This is a genomic window from Bradyrhizobium sp. ma5, from assembly GCF_042258955.1.
Taxonomy (GTDB): Bacteria; Pseudomonadota; Alphaproteobacteria; order Rhizobiales; family Xanthobacteraceae; genus Bradyrhizobium.
Window position 1 is genome coordinate 2,534,088 of sequence record NZ_CP170156.1, and the last position, 25,059, is coordinate 2,559,146.

Consider the following 25,059-nt stretch of genomic DNA (forward strand, 5'->3'; position numbering starts at 1 on the left):
CGATGTATGTAGCCGTCAAGGGAGGCGAGCGCGCCATCGAGAACGCTCATCGGCTGCTGGCACATGAGCGGCGCGGCGATCGCGATGTGCCCGAGGTGACGCTGGCGCAGATCTCCGAGCAGCTCGCGCTCGGCGTCGACCGCGTGATGACCGAAGGCTCGCTCTACGATCGCGAACTTGCGGCGCTCGCGATCAAGCAGGCACGCGGCGACATGATCGAGGCGATCTTCTTGGTTCGCGCCTTCCGTGCCACGCTGCCGCGTTTCGGAGCCACCGAACCGGTCAACACCGGCGAGATGCAGGTGCGGCGGCGCATCTCCTCGACCTTCAAGGACGTTCCGGGCGGCCAGATCCTGGGGCCGACCTTCGACTACACCCATCGCCTGCTCGATCCGCAGCTCGCGGAAGGTTTTGTGCCGGAGCAGCCGGCGACCGCCGAAGCCTCGCAGGCGGCGACGCCGCGGGTCACCGACATCCTCGGTCGCGACGGCTTGATCGAATCGTCGCCGCAAGCAGATAGCGATGCACCGGTCGGCGACCTCACGCGCGAGCCGCTGAACTTCCCGGCCGATCGCGATCTGCGGCTGCAGAATCTGGCGCGCGGCGACGAGGGTTTCCTGCTGGCGCTCGGCTACTCCACGCAGCGCGGCTACGGCCGCAACCATCCCTTCGCCGGCGAGATCCGCTTTGGCGAGGTCGAGGTCGAATTCGCAGCCGAGGATGTCGGCTTCGCAGTGCCGCTCGGCTCAATCGAGCTGACCGAGTGCCAGATGGTCAACCAGTTCAAGGGCTCGACCACCGAGGCGCCGTGCTTCACCCGCGGCTATGGCCTCGCCTTCGGCCAGAGCGAGCGCAAGACCATGTCGATGGCGCTGGTCGACCGCGCGCTGCGCGCACGCGAGCTCGGCGAGGAGGCGGCGGCGCCGGCGCAGGACGAGGAGTTCGTGATGTCGCACTCCGACAATGTCCAGTCGACCGGCTTCGTCGAGCATCTCAAGCTGCCGCATTACGTCGACTTCCAGTCCGAGCTCGGTCTGCTCCGTAAGCTGCGGCAGGAGTTCGCGGAAGCCAACGAGGCCGTGGAAATGCAGGAGGCCGCGGAATGAACGCGCCGACATACAATTTCGCCTATCTCGACGAGCAGACCAAGCGGATGATCCGCCGCGCGATCCTGAAGGCGATTGCAATCCCCGGCTATCAGGTGCCGTTCGCGAGCCGCGAGATGCCCATGCCCTATGGCTGGGGCACCGGCGGCGTGCAGGTGACGGCGGCGATCCTCGGTCCCGACGACGTGCTGAAGGTGATCGACCAGGGCTCGGACGACACCACCAACGCGATCTCGATCCGCAAATTCTTCGGCAAGACCGCCGGCGTCGCGACCACGACCTCGACGACGGACGCGACCGTGATCCAGACCCGGCACCGCATTCCCGAGGCGTCGCTGCACGCCGGCCAGGTGCTGGTCTATCAGGTGCCGATCCCCGAGCCGCTCCGCTTCCTCGAGCCGCGCGAGACCGAGACGCGGCGCATGCACGCGCTCGCCGAATACGGCCTGATGCACGTCAAGCTCTACGAGGACATCGCGCGCTTCGGCCACATCGCGACCGCCTACGCCTATCCGGTGAAGGTGAATGCCCGCTACGTGATGGACCCGTCGCCGACGCCGAAATTCGACAATCCGAAGATGGACAATTGTGCCGCCTTGCAGCTGTTCGGCGCCGGCCGCGAGAAGCGCATCTACGCGATCCCGCCCTATACCACCGTGGTCTCGCTGGATTTCGAGGATCATCCGTTCACGCGCTACCGGTTCGACGCGCCCTGCGCGCTGTGCGGCGCCGATAATTCCTATCTCGACGAGATCGTCACCGACGACAAGGGCGGGCGGATGTTCGTCTGCTCCGACACCGACTTCTGCGAGCAGCGCCAGGCCGCCGGCCATCACGGTACCGAGAGCGCGGCGCCGCACAAGGAGAAGGCGCATGTCTGAGCTCTTCGGCCTCGACAACGATCAGCCGCTGCTGGTGGCCGAGGGGCTTGCCAAGAATTACGGCCGGCTCCCGGCCTGCCGCGATGTCTCCTTCGCGCTCTATCCCGGTGAGGTGCTGGCGATCGTCGGCGAGTCCGGCTCGGGCAAGTCGACGCTGCTGCAACTGCTCTCCGCGCAGTTCGCGCCGAGCGCGGGACAGGTGTCCTACCGGATGCGCGACGGCGTGCTGCGCGATCTTGCCGAACTCGGCGAAGCCGAGCGGCGCTTCCTGTTCCGCACCGACTGGGGTTTTGTGCACCAGGACCCGGCGCAGGGCCTCCGCATGGGCGTCTCGGCCGGCGCCAATGTCGGCGAGCGGCTGATGGCGGTCGGCTGGAATCACTACGGCCGGATCCGCGACACCGCGTCGACCTGGCTCGATCGGGTCGAGATCGATGTCGGCCGCATCGACGATGCGCCGAAGACCTATTCGGGCGGCATGCGGCAGCGGCTGCAGATCGCGCGCAACCTCGTCACCGAGCCGCGGCTGGTGTTCATGGACGAGCCGACCGGCGGCCTCGACGTCTCGGTGCAGGCGCGCCTGCTCGACCTGATGCGTAATCTCGTCAGCGAGCTTGGCCTTGCCGCCATCGTCGTGACCCACGATCTCGCGGTCGCGCGCCTGCTGTCGCATCGCGTGATGGTGATGAAGGGCGGCCGCGTCATCGAGACCGGTCTCACCGACCAGGTGTTGGACGATCCCCGCGAGCCGTATACGCAGCTGCTCGTTTCCTCGATACTGCCGCCATGAGCTTGCCAATGACCGCGATGATCGAACTTGCCAACGCCGAGAAGACCTTCACCATGCATCTGCAGGGCGGCGTCGAGCTGCCCGTGGTGCGCGGCGTCTCGTTCCACGCTGATCCCGGCGAATGCGTGGTGCTGGCGGGCCCGTCGGGCGCCGGCAAATCCTCGATCCTGAAGATGATCTTCGGCAACTATCGCTGCGACAGTGGCCGGATCGGCATCCGCCATCGCGGCAAGGTGATTGACCTCGCCACCGCCGAGCCGCGCCAGGTGTTGAGCATCCGCCGCTCGACGATCGGCTATGTCAGCCAGTTCCTGCGCGCGGTGCCGCGGGTGGCGACGATCGACGTCGTCGCCGAGCCGTTGATCGCCAACGGCGTGGCGCGCGAGGAAGCTCGCGAACGCGCCGGGAAACTGCTGCGTCGCCTCAACATCCCGGAGCGGCTGTGGACCTTGCCGCCCTCGACCTTCTCCGGCGGCGAGCAGCAGCGCGTCAACATCGCGCGTGGCTTCATCTCGGACCTGCCGATCCTGCTGCTGGACGAGCCGACCGCTTCGCTCGATGCAGCGAATCGCGCAGTGGTGGTCGAGCTGATTGCGGAGAAAAAGACCGAGGGCGTCGCGATGGTCGCGATTGTCCATGACGACGAAATCCGTCATCTGATTGCCGATCGTATCGTGGACGTGGCCTCGTTCGCCGCTGCTGCCTGAAGGACCGTTTGAAATGACCGCCAAGCAAGACACCATCATCGGCAACGCCCGGCTGGTCCTCGCCGATCGCGTGATCGAGCAGGGCTGGGTTGCGATCGCTGATGGCAAGATCGCCGAGTTCGGTGAGGGCAGGGCGCCCGAGGCAGCGGAGGACGCCGGCGGCGATCTCCTGATGCCCGGGCTGATCGAGCTGCATACAGACCATCTCGAGATGCACTACGTGCCGCGGCCAAAAGTGTTCTGGAACCCGGTCGCTGCCGTGATCTCGTATGACGGGCAGCTCGCGACCTCGGGCATTACCACCGTGCTGGATTCGCTGCGGGTCTGGCGCGAGGACGGCGCCGAGGATGTCGACGGCCGCGCCGGCGTGCTGGCGGCGGCGATCTCGGCCGCGCGCGAGGAGAATCTGCTGCGCGCTGACCACTTCCTGCATCTGCGCTGCGAAGTGCCGATGCCGGATGTCGTCGCCGAGGCCAAGGAGCTGATCGACCGGCCGGACGTGCGGCTGATGTCGCTAATGGATCATACACCGGGCCAGCGCCAGTTCCGCGACGAGGTCAAGCTGCGCGATTACTACCGCGGCAAGGGCGGCGGCATGACCGATGCCCAGCTCGACGTGCTGTTCGCCCGGCGCTTCGCCTATCAGAAGGAATATGCCGTGGCCAACACTCGCGCGATCGTCGCGCTGGCGCATCAGTACAAGATTCCGCTCGCGAGCCACGACGACACCACGGATGAGAACGTGGTCGACGCCGTCAACGACAAGGTCGCGGTCGCGGAATTCCCGACCACGATGGAAGCGGCGCGCGGTCTGCACGCCGCCGGCATCGACATCCTGATGGGCGCGCCGAACGTGGTGCGCGGCGGCTCGCACTCCGGCAACATCGCCGCCGTCGATCTCGCCAATGAGGGCATGCTCGATATTCTGTCGTCGGACTACATCCCGTCGAGCCTCTTGATGGCGGCGCTGCAACTGCCGCGGCATGTGCCGGCGATCGATCTTGCCTCCGCCGTGCGTACCGTGACCAAGACGCCGGCCGAGGCGGTTGGCCTGTCCGATCGCGGCGAGATCGCGGTCGGCAGGCGCGCCGATCTGATCCGCGTCCACGTCGCGCGCGATCTGCCTGTCGTGCGCAGCGTCTGGCGGGAAGGAGCCAGGGTCGCATGAGCGAGGTTCCTGCCGTCGCCGCGCAGCACGCCAGCACGATCGGTCCTGGCCGGTTGATCCTGGTGGTCGGCCCGAGCGGCGCCGGCAAGGACACGCTGCTGGGACTGGCGAAGGCCGCCTGCGCAGATGACCGTGATGTCGTGTTTCCCCGTCGTCTGATCACCCGCCAGGCCTCGGCGTCGGAAGACAACGAGGAGATCAGCGCAGAGACCTTCCAGCGTGCGGTCGCCGCCGGCGACTACGCCATGCACTGGGAAGCGCACGGCCATCGCTATGCGCTGTCGCGGGCGATCAACGATGAGATCCGCGCCGGGCGCACCGTGATCGCGAACGTCTCCCGCAAGGTGATAGCGGCGGCACGCCGCAAATATGCCAACGCCGTGGTTGTCTCGATCACCGCGCCGCCGGACGTGCTGGCCGCGCGGCTGGCTGCGCGGGCACGCAGCAGCGACGGCCTGCTCGCGCAGCGGCTGGCCCGCACCGTCGACGAAAGCGCGTCGACGCCCGATTTCACCATCGTCAATTCCGGCACCGCCGACTATCACGCGCGACAGCTTGTCCGCATCATCAAGGGCGAGCGCTGGGACGAGTAGCAAGAGACGACCAGCCACAAAGGAGAACAGCACGAATGTCGGTGATTTCCACGATCGAGCAGCTTGAGGCGATCTACGGCTTCCCGAATGACGCGTCGACCGTGAAGGTCGCCGATCACGTGACGCCGCTCTATCGTGTGCTCATCGAGAAGTCGCCGTTCGTGTCGCTTGCGACCTCAGGGCCCGAGGGGCTCGACTGCTCGCCGCGCGGCGACCTGCCGGGCTTCGTGCGCATCCATGATTCGAAAACGCTGATGATGCCGGATCGCCGCGGCAACAATCGCTGCGATTCGCTGCGCAATATCGTTCGCGATCCTCGCGTCGGGCTGTTGTTCCTGATTCCGGGCTCGGGCAGCACGCTGCGCGTCAATGGCCGCGCCTATGTCTCGGCTGAGCCGGAGCTGCTCGCCTCCTTCAAGATGGAAGGCAAGGCGCCGCGTACGGTGATCGTGATGAATGTGGACGAGATCTACTTCCAGTGCGCCCGCGCGATTGTGCGTTCCGACCTCTGGAATCCGGACAAGCAGGTCGATTCAAAGGCGCTGCCGACGCCAGGTCAGATCCTCGCCGAGATGAGCGAGCACACGGTCGGCGGCGAGAAATACGATCGCGAATGGCCGGAGCGCGCGCGCCAGACCATGTGGTGACGAAAGAAGCGCTCAGGCCTTCGCCTGCTCATCGAACGCCTTCAGCGACACCGCCGCGATCTCGCGCAGCGTGTTGCGGTCGGCGCCCGAGGAGGCCATCACGCACATGCCGGATGTGACCGCGGAGAGATAGCGAGCAAGCGTGACCGGATCGGCGTTCTCGCCGAGGTCGCGTTCGGCCCTGGCGCGGACAAAGCGTTCGCGCAACTGGTCTTCGGTGCGGGTGCGGCGCGCCGCCAGTTCGAATGGGACGTTTTCCGAGCCGGTGCCGCAGGCAAGGCCGCCTTGGACCAGCAGACAACCGGGCGGGTTGGCGGGATCGGTCTGGGCGTCCGCGTGCTCCATCAGGAATCGTTCGGCCACCTCTCGCGCAGTCGAGGCGCCCACAACCTTTTCCATCCAGGCGTCGCGCTTTTCGGAATAGCGGTCGAGCGCGGCCTTCAGCAGGCCCTCTTTGCTGCCGAAGGCGGCGTAGAGGCTGGGCGGATTGATGCTCATCGCCTCGGTGAGCTGGGCGATCGTGGTCCCCTCGTAACCGTGGCGCCAGAATACGTCCATGGCCCGGTCCAAAGCGGCATCGGCGTCGAAGGCGCGGGGGCGTCCCATTCCCATTTTCAGTTACTCCGTAAGCCGGGTGCCGGTTCTGTGACGGCTTATCTCTGGCTTATCCTATTGTTGCACGTGATGTTTTTCCGTGTCTTCCCATTTCCCCACGAATGAGATAATAAATTCATAGTGCTCGATACATAAGTATCTTGCGAACCGGCGTCCAGCTCCACATTTGTAGCGAACACTACAAATCTCTGGAGCGCGTGAATGCCCTCGTCAACCCAAAATCCGCGTTCCGGCCGTTTCCGACGCGTTGTCGGTGGCGTCGTGATCCTCGGCGCCCTCGCGGTGGCCGGTTCGATCGCGACCGGCCACTATTTCCACGCTGCGCAGGCGACCGCGGCCGCCGCCGCGCCCGAACCGGCGGTCCCGGTGACCGTCGCCGTGGTCCAGCCGCGGCCGACCACCCTGTTCGATGACTTCTCGGGCCGGCTCGAAGCCGTCGACCGCGTCCAGTTGCGGCCGCGGGTGGCGGGCGCGATCCTTTCGACCAACTTCACCGAGGGCGCGCTGGTGAAGTCCGGCGACATCCTGTTCAAGATCGACCCCGCGCCTTACGCGGCCGAGGTCGACCGGGCCCAGGCGCAGCTTGAGGCGGCCAAGGCCCGCGTGGTCTTCACCACGAGTGAAGTCGAGCGCGGCGCACAGCTGGTCGGCAACAACATCGTCACCAAGCGCGATTTCGACCAGCGTGACAACGCCAATCGCGAGGCGATCGCCAACGTCAAGGCCGCCGAAGCCGCGTTGCAAACGGCAAAGCTCAATCTCGACTACACCGAGGTCCGCGCACCGGTCGATGGCCGGGTCGGCAGGATCGAGATCACGGTCGGCAATCTCGTCGCGGCAGGCACCTCGTCGCCGGTCCTGACCTCGCTGGTCTCGGTCAATCCGATCTATGCGAGCTTCGATGCCGACGAGGAGGTCGTGCTGCGCGCGTTGAACTCGATCGCGGACGCCTCCGGCAAGCGCGGCAATCTCGATCAGATCCCAGTCGACATGGTGACGTCGGGCGGCCTCAGCGCCAAGGGGCACATCCAACTGATCGACAACCAGGTCAACGGGCAGAGCGGCACCATCCGGGTCCGCGCCGTGTTCAAGAACGAAGACGGCCGGCTGATCCCGGGGCAGTTCGCCCGCGTGCGCATGGGCCAGCCCAAGCAGCAGACGATGGTGCTGATCGACGAGCGCGCCGTCGGCACCGACCAGGACAAGAAGTTCGTCATGCTGGTCGGGGACGACAGCCGCGCGGTCTATCGCTCCGTCACGCTCGGCGGCGCGGTCGATGGCCTGCGGATCGTCACCGACGGCCTGAAATCCGGCGACCGCATCGTCGTCAACGGCCTGCAGCGCGTGCGTCCCGGCGCTCTTCTGAAGATGGAAGTAGCCGAGATGGGCGCGCGCGGCATGCGGCAGGCATCCACTGAAACCAACCAGCACGTCGTGCAGCGCTAGTCGCTGCATGCGGGGGCGGAGCCATGAATCTCTCAAAATTCTTTATCGACCGGCCGATCTTCGCCGGCGTGCTATCGATCCTGATCTTCCTGGCCGGCCTGATCTCGCTGGTGGCGATGCCGATCTCGGAATACCCCGACGTGGTGCCGCCGTCGGTCGTGGTACGCGCGACCTATCCCGGCGCCAATCCGAAGGTGATCGCCGAGACGGTCGCGACCCCGATCGAGGAGCAGATCAACGGCGTCGAGGGCATGCTCTACATGTCGAGCCAGGCGACCACCGACGGCGCGATGACGCTGACGGTGACGTTCCGGCTCGGCACCGACCCCGACAAGGCGACCCAGCTGGTGCAGAACCGCGTGCAGCAGGCTGAGCCGCGCCTGCCGGCCGTGGTGCGCCAGCTCGGCATCATCACCAAGAAGAGCTCGCCCGACCTTACCATGGTCGTGCATCTGCTGTCGCCGAACAACCGCTACGACATGACGTATCTGCGCAACTACGCAGTGCTCAACGTCAAGGACCGGCTGGCGCGGATCGACGGCGTCGGCGACGTCCAGCTCTATGGCGCCGGCGACTATTCGATGCGGGTCTGGGTCGATCCGCAGAAGGCCGCCGAGCATAAATTGACCGCAAGCGACGTGGTGCGCGCGATCCAGGCCCAGAACGTCGAGGCCGCGGCCGGCGTGGTCGGCTCCTCGCCCAGCGTCAAGGGCCTCGACCTCCAGCTCTCCGTCAACGCCGAGGGACGGTTGTCGACCGAGGAACAGTTCGGCGACATCGTGGTGAAGACCGGCTCGGCCGGCGAGGTGGTGCGGCTGCGCGACGTCGCGCGGATCGAGCTCGGCGCTTCCGAATACGGCCTGCGCTCGCTGCTCGACAACAAGCAGGCGGTCGCGATCCCGATCTTCCAGGCGCCGGGTTCGAACGCGCTGGAGATCTCCGACCACGTCCGTGCGACCATGGCCGAGATCAAGAAGAACATGCCGGAAGGCGTGTCGTACCAGATCGTCTACGATCCGACGCAGTTCGTGCGGTCGTCGATCGAGGCCGTCATCCACACGCTGCTCGAGGCCATCGCGCTCGTCGTGCTGGTCGTGATCCTGTTCCTGCAGACCTGGCGCGCCTCGATCATTCCGCTGATCGCGGTTCCGGTGTCGATCGTCGGCACCTTCGCGGTGATGCATGTGTTCGGCTTCTCGATCAACGCGCTCAGCCTGTTCGGCCTGGTGCTGGCGATCGGCATCGTGGTCGACGACGCCATCGTCGTGGTCGAGAACGTCGAGCGCAACATCGAATCCGGCCTGTCGCCGCGCGATGCCACCAACCAGGCGATGCGCGAGGTCTCCGGGCCGATCATCGCGATCGCGCTTGTCTTGATCGCGGTGTTCGTGCCGCTCGCCTTCATCTCCGGCCTCACTGGACAGTTCTACAAGCAGTTCGCGCTGACGATTGCGATCTCGACCGTGATCTCGGCGATCAACTCGCTGACGCTGTCGCCGGCGCTGTCGGCGCTGCTGCTGAAGGGGCATGACGAGCCGAAGGATTGGCTGACGAGGGGTATGGAAAAGTCGCTGGGCTGGTTCTTCCGCGGCTTCAACAAGGTCTTCACCAAGTCGTCCGAGAACTACGGCCGTACCGTCACCAAGGTGATCTACGGCAAGGCCGTGGTGATCGGCCTCTATGTGGTGCTGATCGGCCTGACCGGTGTGCTGTTCAAGCAGGTGCCGAGCGGCTTCGTGCCGGGCCAGGACAAGCAGTATCTGGTCGGCTTTGCGCGGCTGCCCGACGGCGCCACGCTCGACCGCACCGAGGAAGTGATCCGCAAGATGAGCGACATCGCGCTGACCCAGCCCGGTGTCGAAAGCTCGGTGGCGTTTCCCGGCCTGTCAATCTCCGGCTTCACCAACTCGTCCAACGCCGGCATCGTGTTCTCGACCCTGAAGCCGTTCGACGAGCGCAAGGATCCGTCGCTGAGCGGCCCGGCGATCGCGGCCGCGCTCAACAAGAAATATGCCGGCATCCAGGATGCCTTCATCGCCATGTTCCCGCCGCCGCCGGTCAACGGCCTCGGCACCATCGGCGGCTTCAAGCTGCAGATCGAGGACCGTGCCGGTCTCGGCTATGAGGCGCTGAACGACGCCACCAAGGCGTTCATGGGCGCGCTCCAGAAGGCGCCGGAGATCGCCGGTGCGTTCTCGAGCTTCCAGGTCAACGTGCCGCAGCTGTTCGCCGACATCGACCGCACCAAGGCGTTGCAGCTCGGCGTCCCGGTCACGGAGGTCTTCAACACGCTGCAGATCTATCTGGGCTCCTACTATGTCAACGACTTCAACAAATTCGGCCGCACCTATTCGGTCTATGTGCAGGCGGACGCGCCGTTCCGCGCGCGTGCCGACGACATCAGGCAGTTGAAGGTGCGCTCGTCGTCCGGTGACATGGTGCCGCTGTCGGCCTTGCTGAAGGTCCGCCAGAGTGCAGGTCCGGAGCGCGCGATCCGCTACAACGGCTTCCTGTCGTCGGACATCAACGCCGCTGCGGCGCCCGGCTTTTCGTCCGGCCAGGCGCAGGAGGCGGCAACACGGATCGCCGCCGAAACGCTGCCGCCGGGTTTTGCCTTCGAATGGACCGACCTGACCTATCAGGAGTTCATCGCCGGCAATTCCGGAATCTGGGTGTTTCCGCTCGCGATCCTGTTGGTGTTCCTGGTGCTCGCCGCGCTCTATGAGAGCCTGGCGCTGCCGCTCTCGATCATCATGATCGTGCCGATGGGCCTGTTGGCGGCGATGTTCGGCGTCTGGCTGTCGAAGGGCGACAACAATGTCTTCACCCAGATCGGCCTGATCGTGCTGGTCGGATTGTCGGCCAAGAACGCCATCCTGATCGTCGAATTCGCGCGCGAGCTCGAATTCGCCGGGCGCTCACCGATCCGCGCAGCGATCGAGGCCAGCCGGCTGCGGCTGCGGCCGATCCTGATGACGTCGATGGCGTTCATCATGGGCGTGCTGCCGCTGGTGCTGTCGACCGGCGCGGGCTCGGAGATGCGGCGCGCGATGGGCGTCGCGGTGTTCTCCGGCATGATCGGCGTCACCGTGTTTGGCCTGTTCCTGACGCCGGTGTTCTATGTGCTGCTGCGTACTGTCACCGGCATGAAGCCGCTAACGCAGCACGGCGAGGCGACCATCCCCGGAAAAGCACACGCGGCATGATGCCGCGTGTGTGTGTGTAAGCCTCGTGTCAGTTTGAAGAGGATCAGGCTGCGATATCGAGCAGCAATTGTGACGAACCGCGGACCAGCACCTTGCGGCCCGCGGGGGTCAGTTCGAACGAATCTCCACGCACCGCAACATAACCGAGCGTGATCAGGCTCTCGACGGCGAACCGGTTCAGCCGTGAAGGGTTCGCTGCGGGAGCCCGCAACGCTTTCAGCGCATCCCACTGATCGGGTCTGAGTTCGAATTCTTCGCTCATTGGTCCAGGCACTCCAGAAGTTCTTGGCGTGCGAGATACAGAGCGCAGATGAATTTCGTGCGACCACAACGAGTCAGGATTTCGATTTATGTGGAGACGCCGTCACATCGCCGTGTCATTGGAATACTTCAAGTTTTTCGAATCATTGCGGCACATTGCCGCGTGATGCCGTCACAGTGATTAACCGCACGTGGTCACACAGGTTAATCGCGAGGATTAACCGGTTTGATCGCCATCCGTTAACCGCGCCGCACGCTGGCGCCGCCGTCGACCGGCAACGTCACACCGGTGACGAAATTCGCCTCATCCGAGGCGAGAAACAGCGCGGCATTGGCGACGTCCCAGCCGGTGCCCATCTTGTGGCGCAGCGGCACCTTGCTATCGCGCTCGGCCTCGACCTCGGCGCGGCTCTTCTTGAATTCGCGTGCGCGCGTATCCACCGCCATCGGTGTGTTCATCAACCCCGGCAGGATCACGTTGGCGCGAATGCCATATTGCGCATTCTGGTAGGCGAGCTGTTCGGTGAAGGCGATCATCGCCGACTTGGTCGCCTTGTAGGCGACGTATGGATAGGTCGTGATCGCGGCCATCGACGAGATGTTGATGATCGAACCGCGCTGCTGCTGGCGCATGATCGGGATCACGTGCTTGGCAGCGAGGATGCAGCTCTTCAGGTTGATCGCCACGCAGCGGTCGAACGCCTCCTCGGTGATGTCGAGCAGCTCGGCATCGCCGCCGGAAAGGCTGACGCCGACATTGTTGTGCAGGATATCGACACTGCCCCAGCGGCTATGCGCTTCCGCCACCATCGTCTTGATGTCGGCATTTTTGGTGACGTCGGCCTTGAAGGCAACCGAAGTGCCGCCGTTGGCCGCGATCAGGTCGACGGTTTCCTGCGCCGACGCCAGATTGTGATCGACGCACAGCACCTTGGCGCCTTCGCGGGCGAAGGTCAGCGCGGTGGCACGGCCGTTGCCGATGCCCTCGCCGGGGCTTTGGCCGGCGCCGACGACGATGGCGACGCGATCTTTAAGGCGCATGTCACTTCACTCCCGGGATCGGGTACTGCTGCAGTACCTCTTTGTAGGTTGGTTCGTTGTCGATCTGCATGGTGGCGAGCACGCGCACCACGGCGCAGTAGAACGCGATCGTCAGCACCAGATCGGTCATGTGCTCGTCGGACAGCTCTCGCTTGATCTCGGCGAAGGTCGCCTCCGACATCGCAAGCTCGCGCACCATCTCGCGGGCACCCCTGAGGATCGCCTTCGCCAGCGGCTCGAGCTTCGACGGCTTGCCCTCGGTCTCGGCGATCAGGCCCTTGATGTCCTCGTCGGTGACGCCGAACTCCTTGCCGATCTTCACATGATGAGTGAACTCGTATTCCGACTTCTCGAGCCAGCCGACCTGCAGGATCGCGAGCTCGCGCAGCCGCGGGTCGAGCTTGCTCTTGAAACGGATGTAGCCGCCGATGCCGTTGAAGGCGCACGCCATGTCGGGCGAATTCACCAGCAGCTTGTGCAAATTGGTGTTGCGCTTGAGCATGTCGCGATATTCGGGGGCGACCTGATCGGCTTCGAGATAGGGCAGGCGGGCCATTGTTGTTGTCCTTGGTTCGGCGGCTTGCGGAAGGGGGCGGCTGTAGCTTCAGCCGTAAAGCGTTTTGTGCTCACGCTCGTAGTTGGCGTAGGAGTCCTTCATGCTGGCGCCATTGAGCAGCATGGTCGCGACCACGGCGTTGTCGGCATCGAACACGGTCGAGCGCACCCACATGCTCTCGGTGCGCTTGCTGCCCGAGAGCGCGACGACCTCGCGCTCGACCCAATAGGTCTCTCCCGGGAACAGCGGCCCGCGCACAAGCCGGATCTCCTGATCGGCGAACAGCCCGACGGCCGGGCCGCGAACCGGCAGCCGGTCCTCGCGCGCGCGGTACTGGAACAGCACGCTCAGCATCTCCATCGGGATGATGGCGCGGCCCCAGGGATTGTACTCCAGCGAATAATAGTCCGAAGGCTCGGTGATCACCTTGAGCTTGTCGGCCAGCGAGAACGGATAGAGATCGCCCATGTTCTGGTCGAAATCCATCTTGATCGCCTGCCGGGGCGTCTTCATGCCGACTTTGATGTCGGCGAGGATCACGGGATCGGCCAGCGGCTTCAATTCGCCGAGCCGGTTGCTCAGCGCGGTCTCGGTGCCGTCACCGTCGATCGAGGCGGTGCCGCGCAGGATTTCGGTGCCGTCGCGCTTGATCATCCCGATCGAGCAAACGGTTTGGCCCGGCTTCGGCTTCTCGATCTGAGCCTGCACCTCTTCGCCCTCGAACACCGGATTGCGGTAGTGCGCGGACAGGCACCCGATCATGAACCAGGCCCGGCCCCAGATCCGCTCGCACAGCGGCGCGAACTGGCTGAAATGGGTCGGTCCCTCGATCGTGCCGCCGCGGAAGCCGAGTTTTTGTGCGGTTGCGTCGTCATGGATCGAGGCGTGGGAGTCGTAGGTCTGGGCCTGCAGCATCTGCTTCGGGCTGCGCCAGGGACCCACCAGCAAATTGCCGTTCTCCACGATTTCCGTCGTGAACGCGGATTCGACTTTAATCATCCTTGGTCTCCCTTTGCGCGCCACCGTTCCAAAGATGCCGGGGTTCGGCAAGCCTCGGATACGCAACACGAGATATGTTCTGCGGCCATGGAACGGGGCTGTTCATGCATAACAAAATCAGTGCATGCTGATGCATGATCATGGGCAAGACAATGAGACCGGTTCGGACCGGCGTGACCTGATCGGCGGGGAGCCTGAAACTGATGGCGTTGATGGAAGTTGGACTGGACGACAAGTACCGGTTGGATACGAAACGAATCTTCCTCTCCGGTACCCAGGCTCTGGTCCGATTGCCGATGTTGCAGCGCGAACGCGACCGCGCGCACGGGCTCAACACTGCGGGTTTCATCTCCGGTTACCGAGGCTCGCCGCTCGGCATGTACGACCACGCGCTGTGGCGGGCGAAATCCTTTCTGAAAGAGCACGACATCGCCTTCGTTCCCGGCCTCAACGAGGACCTGGCGGCAACCGCGGTGTGGGGCAGCCAGCAGGTCGGCATGTTCCCCGGGGCCAAGGTCGATGGCGTGTTCGGGATCTGGTACGGCAAGGGTCCCGGCGTCGACCGCTCGCTTGACGCGCTCAAGCACGCCAATTCCGCCGGCACCTCGCCGAATGGTGGCGTGATTGCGCTCGCCGGCGACGACCATGGCTGTCAGTCCTCCACCCTGGCGCATCAGAGCGAGCAGGTGTTCGCCTCGGCGCTGATGCCGGTGGTCAATCCGGCGACGCTGCAGGATTATCTCGACCTCGGCATCCTCGGCTTTGCGCTATCGCGCTATTCCGGTTGCTGGGTCGGCTTCAAGGCGATCTCCGAGACGGTCGAAAGTTCGGCCTCGATCGTCAGCGATCCCGATCGCATCAAGATCATCATGCCCGACGATTTCGAGATGCCGCCCGGCGGGCTCTCGATCCGCTGGCCGGATCCGCCGCTCGATGCCGAGCGCAGGTTGCACGGGCCCAAGATGGAGGCGGTCGCGGCCTTCGCCCGCGCCAACCGCTTCGACCGCATCGTGCTGGATTCGAAGCCGGCGCGGCTCGGCATCATGGCGACCGGCAAGGCCTATCTCGATCTGCGCCAGGCGCTCGCCGATCTCGGCATCACCGATGCCGACGCGCAGGCGCTGGGTCTGCGCATCTACAAGGTGGCGCTGACCTGGCCGCTGGAAGCGCGCGGCGCGCGCGACTTCGCCGAAGGCTTGCAGGACGTGCTGGTCGTCGAGGAGAAGCGCGGCTTCATCGAGGATCAGCTGGTCCGTATCCTCTACAACATGGACGCATCGAAGCGTCCCTCGGTGGTTGGCAAGCGCGACGAGAGCGGCGCGCCGCTGCTGCCGAGCGAGGGCGAGCTGACGCCGACCATGGTGGCGGCCGCCGTGGTGGCGCGGCTGCGCAAGCTCGGTCACCACAGCCCGTTGCTGGAGCAGCGGCTGGCAAAGCTCGAGGCGTTCGATCGCCCAGCCGAAGGCGCGGGCACCGCAAAGCTGCAACGCACGCCGTATTTCTGCTCGGGCTGCCCGCACAACTCGTCGACCAAGATTCCCGAGGGCAGCCGCGCCATGGCCGGTATCGGCTGTCACGGCATGGCGCTGTCGGTGCCCAACCGCAACACCCAGACCATCTCGCATATGGGTGCGGAGGGCGTGAGCTGGATCGGGCAGGCGCCGTTCACCAGCGAACAGCATGTGTTCCAGAATCTCGGCGACGGCACCTACACGCATTCCGGCTTGCTGGCGCTGCGCGCGGCGGCCGCGGCCGGCGTCAACATCACCTATAAGATCCTCTACAACGACGCGGTCGCGATGACCGGCGGCCAGCCCGCCGAAGGCGGCTTCACTGTGGCGCAGATCGCGCATCAGGTTTGGGCCGAGGGCACCAAGAAACTTGCGATCGTCTCCGACGATCCGGACAAATATCCCGCCAATTACTTCCCGTCCGGCGCCACCATCCACCATCGCCGCGAGCTCGATGCCGTGCAGCGCACCTTACGCGAGATCGAGGGCCTCACCGTCCTGATCTACGACCAAACCTGCGCCGCCGAGAAGCGTCGTCGCCGCAAGCGTGGGCTGTTTCCCGATCCGGCCAAGCGCGTCTTCATCAATGAGCGCGTCTGTGAAGGCTGCGGCGACTGCTCGGTGGCGTCGAACTGCGTCTCGGTGCAGCCGCTGGAAACCGAGCTCGGCCGCAAGCGCCGCATCGACCAGTCGAACTGCAACAAGGATTTCTCCTGCATCGAGGGCTTCTGCCCGAGCTTCGTGATGGTGCAGGACCCCAAGCTGCGCAAGGCCGACCGCACTGCCGCCGATCCCAAGGCGCTGTTCGCGGATTTGCCGACGCCGGCTGCGGCCGCATTGAGCAGCCCCTACAACATCCTGATCACCGGCATCGGCGGCACCGGCGTCATCACCATCGGCGCGCTGCTCGGCATGGCCGCGCATGTCGAGGGGCTCGCCTGCTCGACGCTCGACTTCACGGGCCTGTCGCAGAAGAACGGCGCGGTCATGAGCCATGTCCGGCTCGCGCCCACGTCCGACATGCTGACCACGGTCCGCATCGCCCCTGGCAATGCCAATCTGATCCTCGGCTGCGACCTCGTCGTTGCCACCAGCGTGCCGGCGCTGAGCCGCGCCGAGCGCGGCGTCACCCGCGCCGTCGTCAACGCCGACCTGCTGCCGACCGCGAGCTTCGTGATCGATCCCGATATCGACTTTGAAGCCGGCTCGATGCGCGACGCGCTGAACGGCGCGGTGAGACCGGATGATCTCGACATCCTCGATGCCACCGGGCTTGCGACCGCGCTGATGGGCGACAGCATCGCCACCAACGCCTTCATGCTCGGCTTTGCATTCCAGCGCGGCGCGATCCCGCTGTCGCTCGAAGCCATCCTGAAGGCGATCGAGCTCAACGGCGCTGCGATCGAGATGAACAAGACCGCGTTCTCGTGGGGCCGGCTCGCCGCGCACGATCTGCAGCGCGTGATCAGCGCCGCGCGCTTCAAGAATGCAGGCGCGGCACCGGCGAAGAAGACGTTGGATGACGCGATCGCGTTCCGCGCCAAATTCCTCACCGATTATCAGGACGCGGCCTATGCGAAGCGCTATCTCGACGATGTCGCGCGCGTCCGGTCTGCCGAGGCTGCCGCCACGCCGGGCTCGCAGGATCTGACCGAGGCCTTTGCAAAGGGCCTGTTCAAGCTGATGGCCTACAAGGACGAATACGAGGTCGCGCGGCTCTATTCCGACGGCGAGTTCAGCAAGGCCTTGAGAGAGCAGTTCGAGGACAATTCCGGCTTGAAGGTCATGCTGGCGCCGCCGCTGCTGGCGCAGCGCGATCCCGTCACCGGGCGCTTGCAGAAGCGCGAGTTCGGGCCGTGGATCTTCAAGGCGTTCGGCCTGCTGGCGGGGCTGAAGTGCCTGCGCGGCACCGCGTTCGATATCTTCGGCTACACCGCCGAGCGCAAGATGGAGCGCGCGCTGCCGGTGGATTACTCGGCGATGATCCTGCGTCACCTCGACGGCAACAAGCCGGTGGATTTGCAGCGCCTGGTGGCGCTGGCGAAGGCCGCAGACCTCGTGCGCGGCTACGGCCACATCAAGGAAGGCAACGTCGCCCGCTATCGCACCGAATGCGCGCGGCTCGAGCGCGCAATCGGCCAGCCGCTGGCGCAGGCGGCGGAGTAGGCTCGAGCGTTTTCCCCGTTCCGATCCCGTTGGAACGGGGCTTGAGGCGGGTGGGCGGCGGAACTTTCCACGGCCGCCTTGGTTGACCGGTAACCCTGCCCGCGGTCGCGGCTGGATTCGCGCGGCCGGGCCCCTACATAACGGCTGTTCTGTTCGAGTGATTTCAGGAGGCCCGTTGATGGTCCTGAAAAGCGCTTTTGTTGCAACTGTTTGCACCGCGTGCCTGGCGTTGGGTGGCGTGGCGTTTGCTGACGACTATCGTCCAAGCGAGTTCTTCAGCCTCGACCTCTCCAAGGCCGTGCTGTCGCCGAAGCCGCTCGGCCCGCCGGCGCAGTTCGCGCCGATTCCGGTCGAGGCGAAGACCGATCGCAGCCCGGATCAGCACGCCAATGTCGAGCCGCAGGTCGATCAGCCGAAAGTCGAGCCGCAGAAGGCGGCGCGGACGGCCAAGGTGACGGCGCCGCGTGAGCCGAAGCGCGCAGCGACGCAGGTTCCGGCCCGCGCCAAGCTGGCGCGGCGACACACGAACCCGCTCGATGCGGAAGCCCGCGACACCAGGATCCAGACCTGGCCGTGCCGCACCGGCGGCATCTGCAACTGGCAGCGGTGAAGCGGTTCGGCGATCTCACGCCAGCTTGCGCGCGCGTCGCACCAATACCAAACCCGTCATCCTGAGGAGGCCGCGAAGCGGGCGTCTCGAAGGATGAATCGGCCACGCTCTCGAAGCCGGGCCGATTCATCCTTCGAGGCTCGCTCCGCTCGCGCCTCAGGATAACGGGTTTGGCGTTTGCGCGCATGGCGCCTGACGACACCGTTAAGATCTCCATCTCCCTCGGGTCATCCCGCTGTCGCAAAACCGTCGGCACAGAGTCAAGAAACCGTAAGGGCGGAGTCAAACGGCGCAGGCAAAACCTTCGTTGCGATTCGACGAAGGTTGTTCGATGCCGACAGCGATCTCCGCGAGGCGGCGAGGCCTCACAAGGCGTCAGCTTCTGGTGCGCTCGGCATCGACGGCGGCGCTGGCTGGATTGGGCACGCTGGCAAGGCCCTATCTGAGCCGTGCCGCGGATCGGCCCGCGATCGCGGGCATCCAGTCCGGCGATGTCGCCAGCGACTCGGCTGTGATCTGGGCGCGCGCAGATCGCGCCGCGCGGATGCAGATCGAATGCGCAGGGGTCGAGAGCTTCACCACCATCCTGCGCACCGCGTTCGCCGATGCGCTGCCCGAGCGCGACTTCACCGCAAAACTGCTGCTGGATGGTCTGCCGCCGGGCCAGGACCTGTTCTACCGCGTCAGCTTCGAGGACCGCGACGGCGTAGCCGGCGAAAGCCGCATTGGGCATTTCCGCACCGCACCGGCCGACCGCCGCTCGGTCTCGTTCGTCTGGTCCGGCGACGTGGTCGGGCAGGGTTGGGGCATCGACCCCGCGCGCGGTGGCTTGCGCAGCTATCGCACCATGCTGAACGAGCGGCCGGATTTCTTCATCCATTCCGGCGATCACATCTATGCGGATTGCACGGTGCCGTCGGAGCAGACGCTGCCGAACGGCGAGGTCTGGCGCAACATCGTCACCGAGGAGAAATCCGTCGTCGCGCAGACTCTTGAGCAGTTTCGCGGCAACTACAAATACAACTGGCTCGACGAGAATTTTCGCGCCTTCCATGCCGAGGTCCCGATGTTCGCGCAGTGGGACGACCACGAGGTGGCCGATGACTGGTCGCCGCTCGGCACCGCCGACGCGACCGGCTACGATACGGACGGCACCTCGCACCTGGTAGCGCGGGCGCGCCGCGCCTTCCACGAATTCATGCCGATGCGGCTGATGCCGGAGCGCGACGGCCGGGTCTATCGCAAGATGCCCTACGGGCCGCTGCTCGACGTCTTCGTCATCGACATGCGCTCCTATCGCGATTCCAGCTGGAACAAGCAGGGTGATCCGGACCAGGCGTTCATCCTTGGCGAGAGCCAGCTTGCCTGGCTGAAGCGGGAGCTGGTGGCGTCGGATGCGGTCTGGAAGGTGATCGCCGCGGATCTGCCGATCGGCCTCGTCAGCCTGGATGCGGTCGCGCTAGGCGACGGCCCGCCGGAACGGCGCGAGCACGAGATCGCCGATTTGCTGTCCTTCATGAAGCGCGCCGGCATCCGCAACACGGTGTGGCTCACCGCCGACATGCACTACACCGCCGCGCATCATTATGATCCGAACCGCGCGGTGTTCCAGGAGTTCGAGCCGTTCTGGGAATTCGTCTCCGGCCCGCTGCACGCCGGCACCTGGTCGCCGGGCGAGCTCGACAACACCTTTGGCCCGAAGGCGATGTACCAGAAGGGCTGCTCAGCCGAGCAGGGCGACAATCTCGCGCCGTGTTTCGGCCTGCAATTCTTCGGCCGCGTCGACATCGACGGCAAGACCGGCGTGATGATGGTGACGCTGAAGGACGTCGACAACCACGATCTCTGGTCGGTCGACATCGAGCCGCGGCCGGATGCGCGGCCCGGCCAGATCATGGCGGAACATATCTAGGCCATAGCGTTTTCGAGCGAAGTGGAGTTCCGGTTCGCGTGAAAAAAAACGCGTCAAACCAGGACTCGTCGCGACATCTTGATTGCCAGCGCCTTGCCCGAAAGTCCGGTTTGCGGGCAGACTGCGCGTTGGCAGTTCTGCCAATTTCATTCCCACCAGACGATTTGCTGGCGTGACGTCGTCGATGACATCGGCGTCCCACGCGTCAGGAGCTATCCATGGACAATCTGCAGACACAGGGCATCAGCCTGCCGCAGCTCGGGCTCGGCACCTTCCGCATGCAGGGCGATGCCTGCCGCGCGGCGGTCGAGAGCGCGCTCGGGCTCGGTTACCGCCATATCGACACCGCCGAGATGTACGGCAATGAGGAGGCGATCGGGGCGGCGATCGCCGACTCGAAGGTCGCGCGCAAGAACCTGCATGTGACCACCAAGGTCTGGCACGAGAATTTGGCGCCGGATGCGATCCGGAACGCGTTCGACGCCAGCCTGAACAAGCTGCGGCTCGATCACGTCGACCTCTATCTGGTGCACTGGCCATCGCGGAATATGAAGCTGCCTGCCGTGTTCGAGACGTTGATGAAGCTGAAGGAGGAAGGCCGCACCCGCGCAATCGGCGTCGCGAATTTCACCACCGCGCTGCTCAAGACCGTGGTCGAGGACATCAAGGCGCCGATCGCCTGCAACCAGATCGAATATCACGCCATGCTGGACCAGACGCCGGTGCGGAAATATCTCGCGGCGAAATCTATCCCGCTGGTGGCCTATTGCCCGCTGGCTCAGGGCCGTTTCGCGACCGACGAGACGCTGGCGAAAATCGGCAGCAAGCATGGCGCGACCGCAGCGCAAGTGGCGCTGAAATGGCTGCTCGGCCAGGATGGCGTTGCGGCCATACCGAAGGCCTCGCGTGCCGAAAGCCAGAAGGCCAATCTCGACGCGCTGAAGGTCAGGCTCGACGACGACGACCGCAAGGCGATCGCTGCGCTGCGCAAGGACATGCGCTGCGTCAATCCGGGTTTTGCTCCGGCGTGGGACTGAGTCCTGCGAGCACCTGATCAGGACGGAGAACGAGAAAATGGCTCCGCGAGGAGCCATTTTCCGTTGTTCGGTCTTTCGTATGTGCCGGCGCTTAGTAGCGATCCCGCCTGATCACCATCGCGCGGTCATGGTCATGATGCCAGCCGCGATGCCAGCCACGGTCATGGCGCATCTCGGCGCGTGCGCCCCAGCCACGATCCCAGTGGTGATGGCCGCGCTTGATCACGACGGTCTCGGCGCTCGCGATCGACGGAACGGCCACTGCAAGCGTACCAATCGCCGCAAGAACAAAACCAATCTTTTTCATCTCATCCTCCTCAAATGATGCGAGGAGGCAACCGTGCAGGCATCGAAACGTTCCTGCGGAACCGGGGGAGTTTCCTGAACACCTGTTCAGCAAACGTCCCACCACAATGCTCGCCTTGCGTTCGCTGCACAACCGATGCGTGAGCGTGACCGTGTCTTTCGGTGGTCTTGCCTAACCACTGCGTCCGACGCATCATTGCGCCATAAAATCAATGTTCGGGGGGACGTTGTGAGCAAATTTTCACGCCGGGACTTTTTGAAGGGTACGGGATCGGCCGCTGCTGCGGTCATCGCAGGGCCGGCCGCGGCGGCGATAGGGCCGGACGACAAGTTCGATCTCGTGATCAAGAGCGGCGACGTGATCGATCCCAGCCAGTCGCTGCGCGGAAAGCGCGATATCGGCATCCGCTGGGGCCTGATCGAGGCGATCGAGGACGAGATCCCTGCCGCGCGGGCCAGCAAGACCATTGACGCGTCGGGCAAGCTCGTGATGCCGGGCCTCGTCGATCTGCACTGCCACGTCTACCCATACGGATCGGCGATCGGCATTCCCGCCGACGAGCTCGTGCAATTCCAGGGCACCACGACCGTCGTCTCGGCCGGCGATGCCGGCGTCAACAATCTCGCGGCGCTGCGGCGCTTCATCGTGGCGCAGTCGCGGACCCGGATCTACGCCTTCCTCCATATCGCCAACAACGGCCTGTCGGCGTTCCCGGTCGCCGAGCTCTACAACATCGACAACGCCCAGGTCGAAGCCTGCGCGATGGCGCTTGCCGAGAACCCTGACTTCCTGATCGGGGTCAAGGTACGGATGTCGGAGAACGTCATCTTCAAGCATGGCATCGAGCCGCTGAAGCGCGGCATCCAGGCTTGCGAGATGTGCGGCTGGCCGGCGCGGATGATGGTGCATATCGGCGGCGTCGAGACCAGGGAGTTGATGTCCGACATCCTCGACCTGCTGCGGCCGGGCGATATCCTCACCCATGCCTATTCCGGCGCGCCGAACATGTCCGGCGCCTTCACCAATATCGTGCAGGACGGCAAGCTGCTGCCGGCGGCGCTTGCGGCCAAGCAGCGCGGCGTGCTGTTCGATGTCGGCCATGGCGGCGGCAGCTTCGATTTCACGGTGGCCGAGATCGCGATCCCCGCCGGCTGCACGCCCGATACGATCTCCTCCGATATCCACGTCTTCTCCGGCAATTCGCCCGGCATCCCGTTCCTGCCCAATGTGATGAGCAAGTTCCTGGCGATGGGCTCCTCGCTGGATCAGGTGGTGGCGATGGCGACCTCGGTGCCGGCGCGGATCATCAACCGCACCCCGAAGATCGGCACGCTGCAGCGCGGCGCGCCCGGCGACGTCGCGATCATGGATCTCATCGAAGGCCCGGTCACCTTCGTCGACACTCGCAACAACAAGCGCGACGGCAATCTGCAGCTGAAGCCGGTGCAGACCGTGGTCAACGGCGTGCCGTTCGGCCGGCCCTATCAGGCGCCGTTTTCGGTGAGGTAGGCGCAAACGGAAGGATGGATTGCTTCGCTCCGCTCGCAATGACGACATAACCAGCCGTCATTGCGAGGAGCGAAGCGACGAAGCAATCCATCTCTCGGCGAAACGATCGCTAGCCGCGCTTCTCCACATTGCTGCTGCGCGCGGGCACGCCGAACTCCTTGCGGCACACTTCGGCGAGCACCGCGACGCCTTCGCGGATCTGCTCGTGCGACGGGCTGGCGAAGCAGAGGCGGAGCCGGCTGCCGGAATGCGCCTTGCTGGTCGACCATTCCGGTCCCGGATTGATCGAGACTCCGGCGGCAAGCGCCGCCTGATAGAGCTTCATGGTGTCGACATGATCGGGCAGCTTGACCCAGAGGAAGATGCCGCCCTTCGGCGCCTCGAATTCGGCCGATGTGCCGAACTGCTCGTTCAGCGCCTCCATCAGCGTGTCGAGCTTGGCGCGCAGGCCACGGGTCAGCCGCGGCACGTGGGTCGCAAAATGCGGCGCGCAATATTCCGAGAGCACCATCTGCTCCAGCGCGCCGGAGCCGGCGTCGGTCTTCAGCGGCAGCATCCGCGACATGATCTCCCAGGGTGCGACGATGAAGCCGACCCGCAGCGCCGGCGCGATCGACTTCGAGAACGAGCCGATATGGATCACGCCGCCATGCTTGCTCATCGCATAGATCGCGGGCGGCCGTTCGCCGTTCCAGATCAGATCGGCATAGCAATCGTCCTCGAAGATCGGCACGCCGTATTCCTTCGACAGCTTCAGCATCTCGGCGCGGCGGCTTTCGGGGAGGATCGAGCCGGTCGGGTTCTGCACGGTCGGGATGGTGTAAATGTATTTCGGCGTGATACCGCGCCGCTTGTGGTCGGCGAGCGCTGCGGCCAGCGCATCGATCCTTATGCCGTCGCCATCAAGGGGAATGCCGACCGCGTTGACGCCGAGCCGCGTCAGGCGGTTCAGCGAGCCCTGATAGGTCTCCTGCTCGATCAGCACCGTGTCGCCCTTGGCGAGCAAGGTGTGATTGACGAGGTCAAGCGCCTGCAGCGAGCCGGAGACGATCATGATCTCGTCCGCCGTGCAGGCAATCCCGGCATCGCGCTTCAGCTTCTCGGTGAGGAACTGGCGCAATGGCAGATAGCCCTGCGGCCCGTGCGCGAGGTTGTAGGTCGCGAGATTCCTGCCCTCGCGCTTCAGCACGGCATTGATCGCCTCCAGCAGCCCGTCGACCGGGACCTGCTCGGGGTCGTTGTTGCCGCCGACGAAGCTGTATTTGGCGAGCCCGGTCCAGCGCGCGGCCGGCGCAGGCAGGCCGGCCGGAAGCAGCGGTGCAAAGTCGAACTGGGCTGAGGTGGACATGGACGTTTCGCTCCGTGTTGTTGTCGTTGAGAAGGCCCGTGGGAGGAGCCCCCTGTGAAATCAGTTCTTGCCGGTCAGCCTGATCGGGCGGCCCTGGCTGATGAAGGCATAGTGCCCGGCGCCGACGCTGCCGACCATCAACGCCTCGACCGCAGGTTCCGCGATCTCGCCGGCGGCCGCCCAGTCGACCACGAAATTCGCGCCAGTGCCGCCGCGGGTATCGGTTGTGGCGATCGAAACCTCAACGGTCGCAAACGGTTTTAGCGCGACCGGCGATTTGAGGTAGCTCTCCACCATCTTGCCTGATGTGTCGAAATAGGCGATCCGCTTCAGCACCAGCGGCCTCGTCTCGGAGGCGTTGTGCACGCTCAGCGTCACCGAGAAATCGGCCCTGAGCTTGCCCTGGCTCATCGACACGCTGGAATACACCGGCACGTAGAATGCACCGGATGCCGTGAGGCCTTCCGATGGCACCGCGGTCAGCGAGTTCGCAAAATTTTGTTCAATACTTCCGGAGGATTGTGCTAGCGCCTCCGTCATGCGCACGGTGAGCAGGCAGAGCAGAACTGCCAGAAAAATGCCGCCTGCGCGGATGTGACACATTGCTCGGTTGATCCTCACGCCCGGCCCTCTAGGTTGCGGC

At 64.9% G+C, this 25,059-nt stretch carries 22 protein-coding genes; 14 read left to right on the forward strand and 8 right to left on the reverse strand.

The genetic code is table 11. The annotated features are described in order from the left end of the window. Nucleotides 1-2 precede the first annotated feature (2 nt). Genes ACE103_RS11720 through ACE103_RS11750 form a run of 7 tightly spaced genes read left to right on the forward strand, consistent with a single transcriptional unit; the run spans nt 3 to nt 5,892 of the window. The gene (locus ACE103_RS11720) at nt 3-1,106 is read left to right on the forward strand and encodes a carbon-phosphorus lyase complex subunit PhnI (protein WP_375779543.1); all 1,104 of its coding nucleotides are present in this window, start codon (nt 3-5) and stop codon (nt 1,104-1,106) included. Continuing rightward, nucleotides 1,103-1,987 (forward strand): alpha-D-ribose 1-methylphosphonate 5-phosphate C-P-lyase PhnJ, encoded by an 885-nt coding sequence (locus ACE103_RS11725; protein WP_342712666.1) that lies wholly within the window; start codon nt 1,103-1,105, stop codon nt 1,985-1,987. The genes ACE103_RS11720 and ACE103_RS11725 overlap by 4 nt, the downstream gene beginning before the upstream one ends. After that, nucleotides 1,980-2,777: a phosphonate C-P lyase system protein PhnK gene (gene phnK, locus ACE103_RS11730; RefSeq protein ID WP_375779544.1), complete on the forward strand. Its 798-nt coding sequence runs from the start codon at nt 1,980-1,982 to the stop codon at nt 2,775-2,777. Before ACE103_RS11725 ends, phnK begins: the two co-directional genes overlap by 8 nt. An 8-nt stretch (nt 2,778-2,785) precedes the next feature. Then, on the forward strand, nt 2,786-3,484 hold the full coding sequence (phnL, locus tag ACE103_RS11735; RefSeq protein ID WP_375779545.1) for a phosphonate C-P lyase system protein PhnL: 699 nt from the start codon (nt 2,786-2,788) through the stop codon (nt 3,482-3,484). A 13-nt stretch (nt 3,485-3,497) separates the two neighbouring features. After that, complete coding sequence (locus ACE103_RS11740; protein WP_375779546.1) at nt 3,498-4,652, forward strand: alpha-D-ribose 1-methylphosphonate 5-triphosphate diphosphatase; 1,155 nt, start codon at nt 3,498-3,500, stop codon at nt 4,650-4,652. Then, nucleotides 4,649-5,245: a phosphonate metabolism protein/1,5-bisphosphokinase (PRPP-forming) PhnN gene (phnN, locus tag ACE103_RS11745; RefSeq protein ID WP_375779547.1), complete on the forward strand. Its 597-nt coding sequence runs from the start codon at nt 4,649-4,651 to the stop codon at nt 5,243-5,245. Before ACE103_RS11740 ends, phnN begins: the two co-directional genes overlap by 4 nt. Nucleotides 5,246-5,280: 35 nt before the next feature. Beyond that, entirely contained in the window at nt 5,281-5,892 is a 612-nt protein-coding gene (locus tag ACE103_RS11750; protein ID WP_375779548.1) for a pyridoxamine 5'-phosphate oxidase family protein, read from the forward strand. Between the two features lie 12 nt (nt 5,893-5,904). Here the strand turns inward: ACE103_RS11750 and ACE103_RS11755 are convergent, their stop codons facing one another. Further along, the gene (locus ACE103_RS11755; protein WP_375779549.1) at nt 5,905-6,504 is read right to left on the reverse strand and encodes a TetR/AcrR family transcriptional regulator; all 600 of its coding nucleotides are present in this window, start codon (nt 6,502-6,504) and stop codon (nt 5,905-5,907) included. 204 nt (nt 6,505-6,708) lie between these two features. Between ACE103_RS11755 and ACE103_RS11760 the strand changes: the two genes are divergently transcribed. Both ACE103_RS11760 and ACE103_RS11765 read left to right on the forward strand, forming a co-directional pair. After that, nucleotides 6,709-7,953 carry an efflux RND transporter periplasmic adaptor subunit gene (locus ACE103_RS11760; protein WP_375779550.1) on the forward strand — a complete coding sequence of 415 codons (1,245 nt, stop codon included), beginning with the start codon at nt 6,709-6,711 and terminating at the stop codon, nt 7,951-7,953. Nucleotides 7,954-7,976: 23 nt separating this feature from the next. Continuing rightward, nucleotides 7,977-11,159: an efflux RND transporter permease subunit gene (locus tag ACE103_RS11765; RefSeq protein WP_375779551.1), complete on the forward strand. Its 3,183-nt coding sequence runs from the start codon at nt 7,977-7,979 to the stop codon at nt 11,157-11,159. A 43-nt stretch (nt 11,160-11,202) separates the two neighbouring features. Here ACE103_RS11765 and ACE103_RS11770 read toward each other — a convergent pair whose 3' ends face one another. The 4 genes from ACE103_RS11770 to ACE103_RS11785 all read right to left on the reverse strand — a co-directional run bounded on the left by ACE103_RS11770 (nt 11,203) and on the right by ACE103_RS11785 (nt 14,016). Then, nucleotides 11,203-11,421: a hypothetical protein gene (locus ACE103_RS11770; protein WP_076828992.1), complete on the reverse strand. Its 219-nt coding sequence runs from the start codon at nt 11,419-11,421 to the stop codon at nt 11,203-11,205. 239 nt (nt 11,422-11,660) lie between these two features. Then, nucleotides 11,661-12,461 (reverse strand): SDR family NAD(P)-dependent oxidoreductase, encoded by an 801-nt coding sequence (locus tag ACE103_RS11775; RefSeq protein ID WP_375779552.1) that lies wholly within the window; start codon nt 12,459-12,461, stop codon nt 11,661-11,663. A gap of 1 nt (nt 12,462) precedes the next feature. Further along, nucleotides 12,463-13,017, reverse strand: coding sequence for a carboxymuconolactone decarboxylase family protein (locus ACE103_RS11780; RefSeq protein ID WP_375779553.1), 555 nt, complete (start codon nt 13,015-13,017; stop codon nt 12,463-12,465). A 48-nt stretch (nt 13,018-13,065) separates the two neighbouring features. Further along, on the reverse strand, nt 13,066-14,016 hold the full coding sequence (locus ACE103_RS11785; protein ID WP_375779554.1) for a hypothetical protein: 951 nt from the start codon (nt 14,014-14,016) through the stop codon (nt 13,066-13,068). Nucleotides 14,017-14,219: 203 nt separating this feature from the next. Here ACE103_RS11785 and ACE103_RS11790 point away from each other — a divergent pair, with 203 nt between their 5' ends. The 4 genes from ACE103_RS11790 (at nt 14,220) to ACE103_RS11805 (ending at nt 21,252) form a co-directional block, all read left to right on the forward strand. Next, entirely contained in the window at nt 14,220-17,693 is a 3,474-nt protein-coding gene (locus ACE103_RS11790; protein WP_375779555.1) for an indolepyruvate ferredoxin oxidoreductase family protein, read from the forward strand. Nucleotides 17,694-17,871: 178 nt separating this feature from the next. Next, on the forward strand, nt 17,872-18,303 hold the full coding sequence (locus ACE103_RS11795; RefSeq protein WP_375779556.1) for a hypothetical protein: 432 nt from the start codon (nt 17,872-17,874) through the stop codon (nt 18,301-18,303). Nucleotides 18,304-18,634: 331 nt separating this feature from the next. Then, nucleotides 18,635-20,215, forward strand: a complete 1,581-nt coding sequence (locus tag ACE103_RS11800) for an alkaline phosphatase D family protein (protein WP_375779557.1) — start codon at nt 18,635-18,637, stop codon at nt 20,213-20,215. Nucleotides 20,216-20,433: 218 nt separating this feature from the next. Then, on the forward strand, nt 20,434-21,252 hold the full coding sequence (locus tag ACE103_RS11805) for an aldo/keto reductase (protein WP_375779558.1): 819 nt from the start codon (nt 20,434-20,436) through the stop codon (nt 21,250-21,252). 91 nt (nt 21,253-21,343) lie between these two features. Here the strand turns inward: ACE103_RS11805 and ACE103_RS11810 are convergent, their stop codons facing one another. After that, nucleotides 21,344-21,559, reverse strand: coding sequence for a hypothetical protein (locus tag ACE103_RS11810; protein WP_375779559.1), 216 nt, complete (start codon nt 21,557-21,559; stop codon nt 21,344-21,346). A 228-nt stretch (nt 21,560-21,787) separates the two neighbouring features. On the opposite strand from ACE103_RS11810, the gene ACE103_RS11815 reads away from it, so the two are divergent. Further along, nucleotides 21,788-23,068 (forward strand): amidohydrolase family protein, encoded by a 1,281-nt coding sequence (locus ACE103_RS11815; RefSeq protein ID WP_375779560.1) that lies wholly within the window; start codon nt 21,788-21,790, stop codon nt 23,066-23,068. 109 nt (nt 23,069-23,177) lie between these two features. Here ACE103_RS11815 and ACE103_RS11820 read toward each other — a convergent pair whose 3' ends face one another. Together ACE103_RS11820 and ACE103_RS11825 are read right to left on the reverse strand one after the other, a co-directional pair. Next, complete coding sequence (locus ACE103_RS11820) at nt 23,178-24,416, reverse strand: PLP-dependent aminotransferase family protein (RefSeq protein WP_375779561.1); 1,239 nt, start codon at nt 24,414-24,416, stop codon at nt 23,178-23,180. Between the two features lie 60 nt (nt 24,417-24,476). Then, complete coding sequence (locus tag ACE103_RS11825) at nt 24,477-25,019, reverse strand: DUF3124 domain-containing protein (RefSeq protein WP_374708010.1); 543 nt, start codon at nt 25,017-25,019, stop codon at nt 24,477-24,479. Between the last annotated feature and the right edge of the window lie 40 nt (nt 25,020-25,059).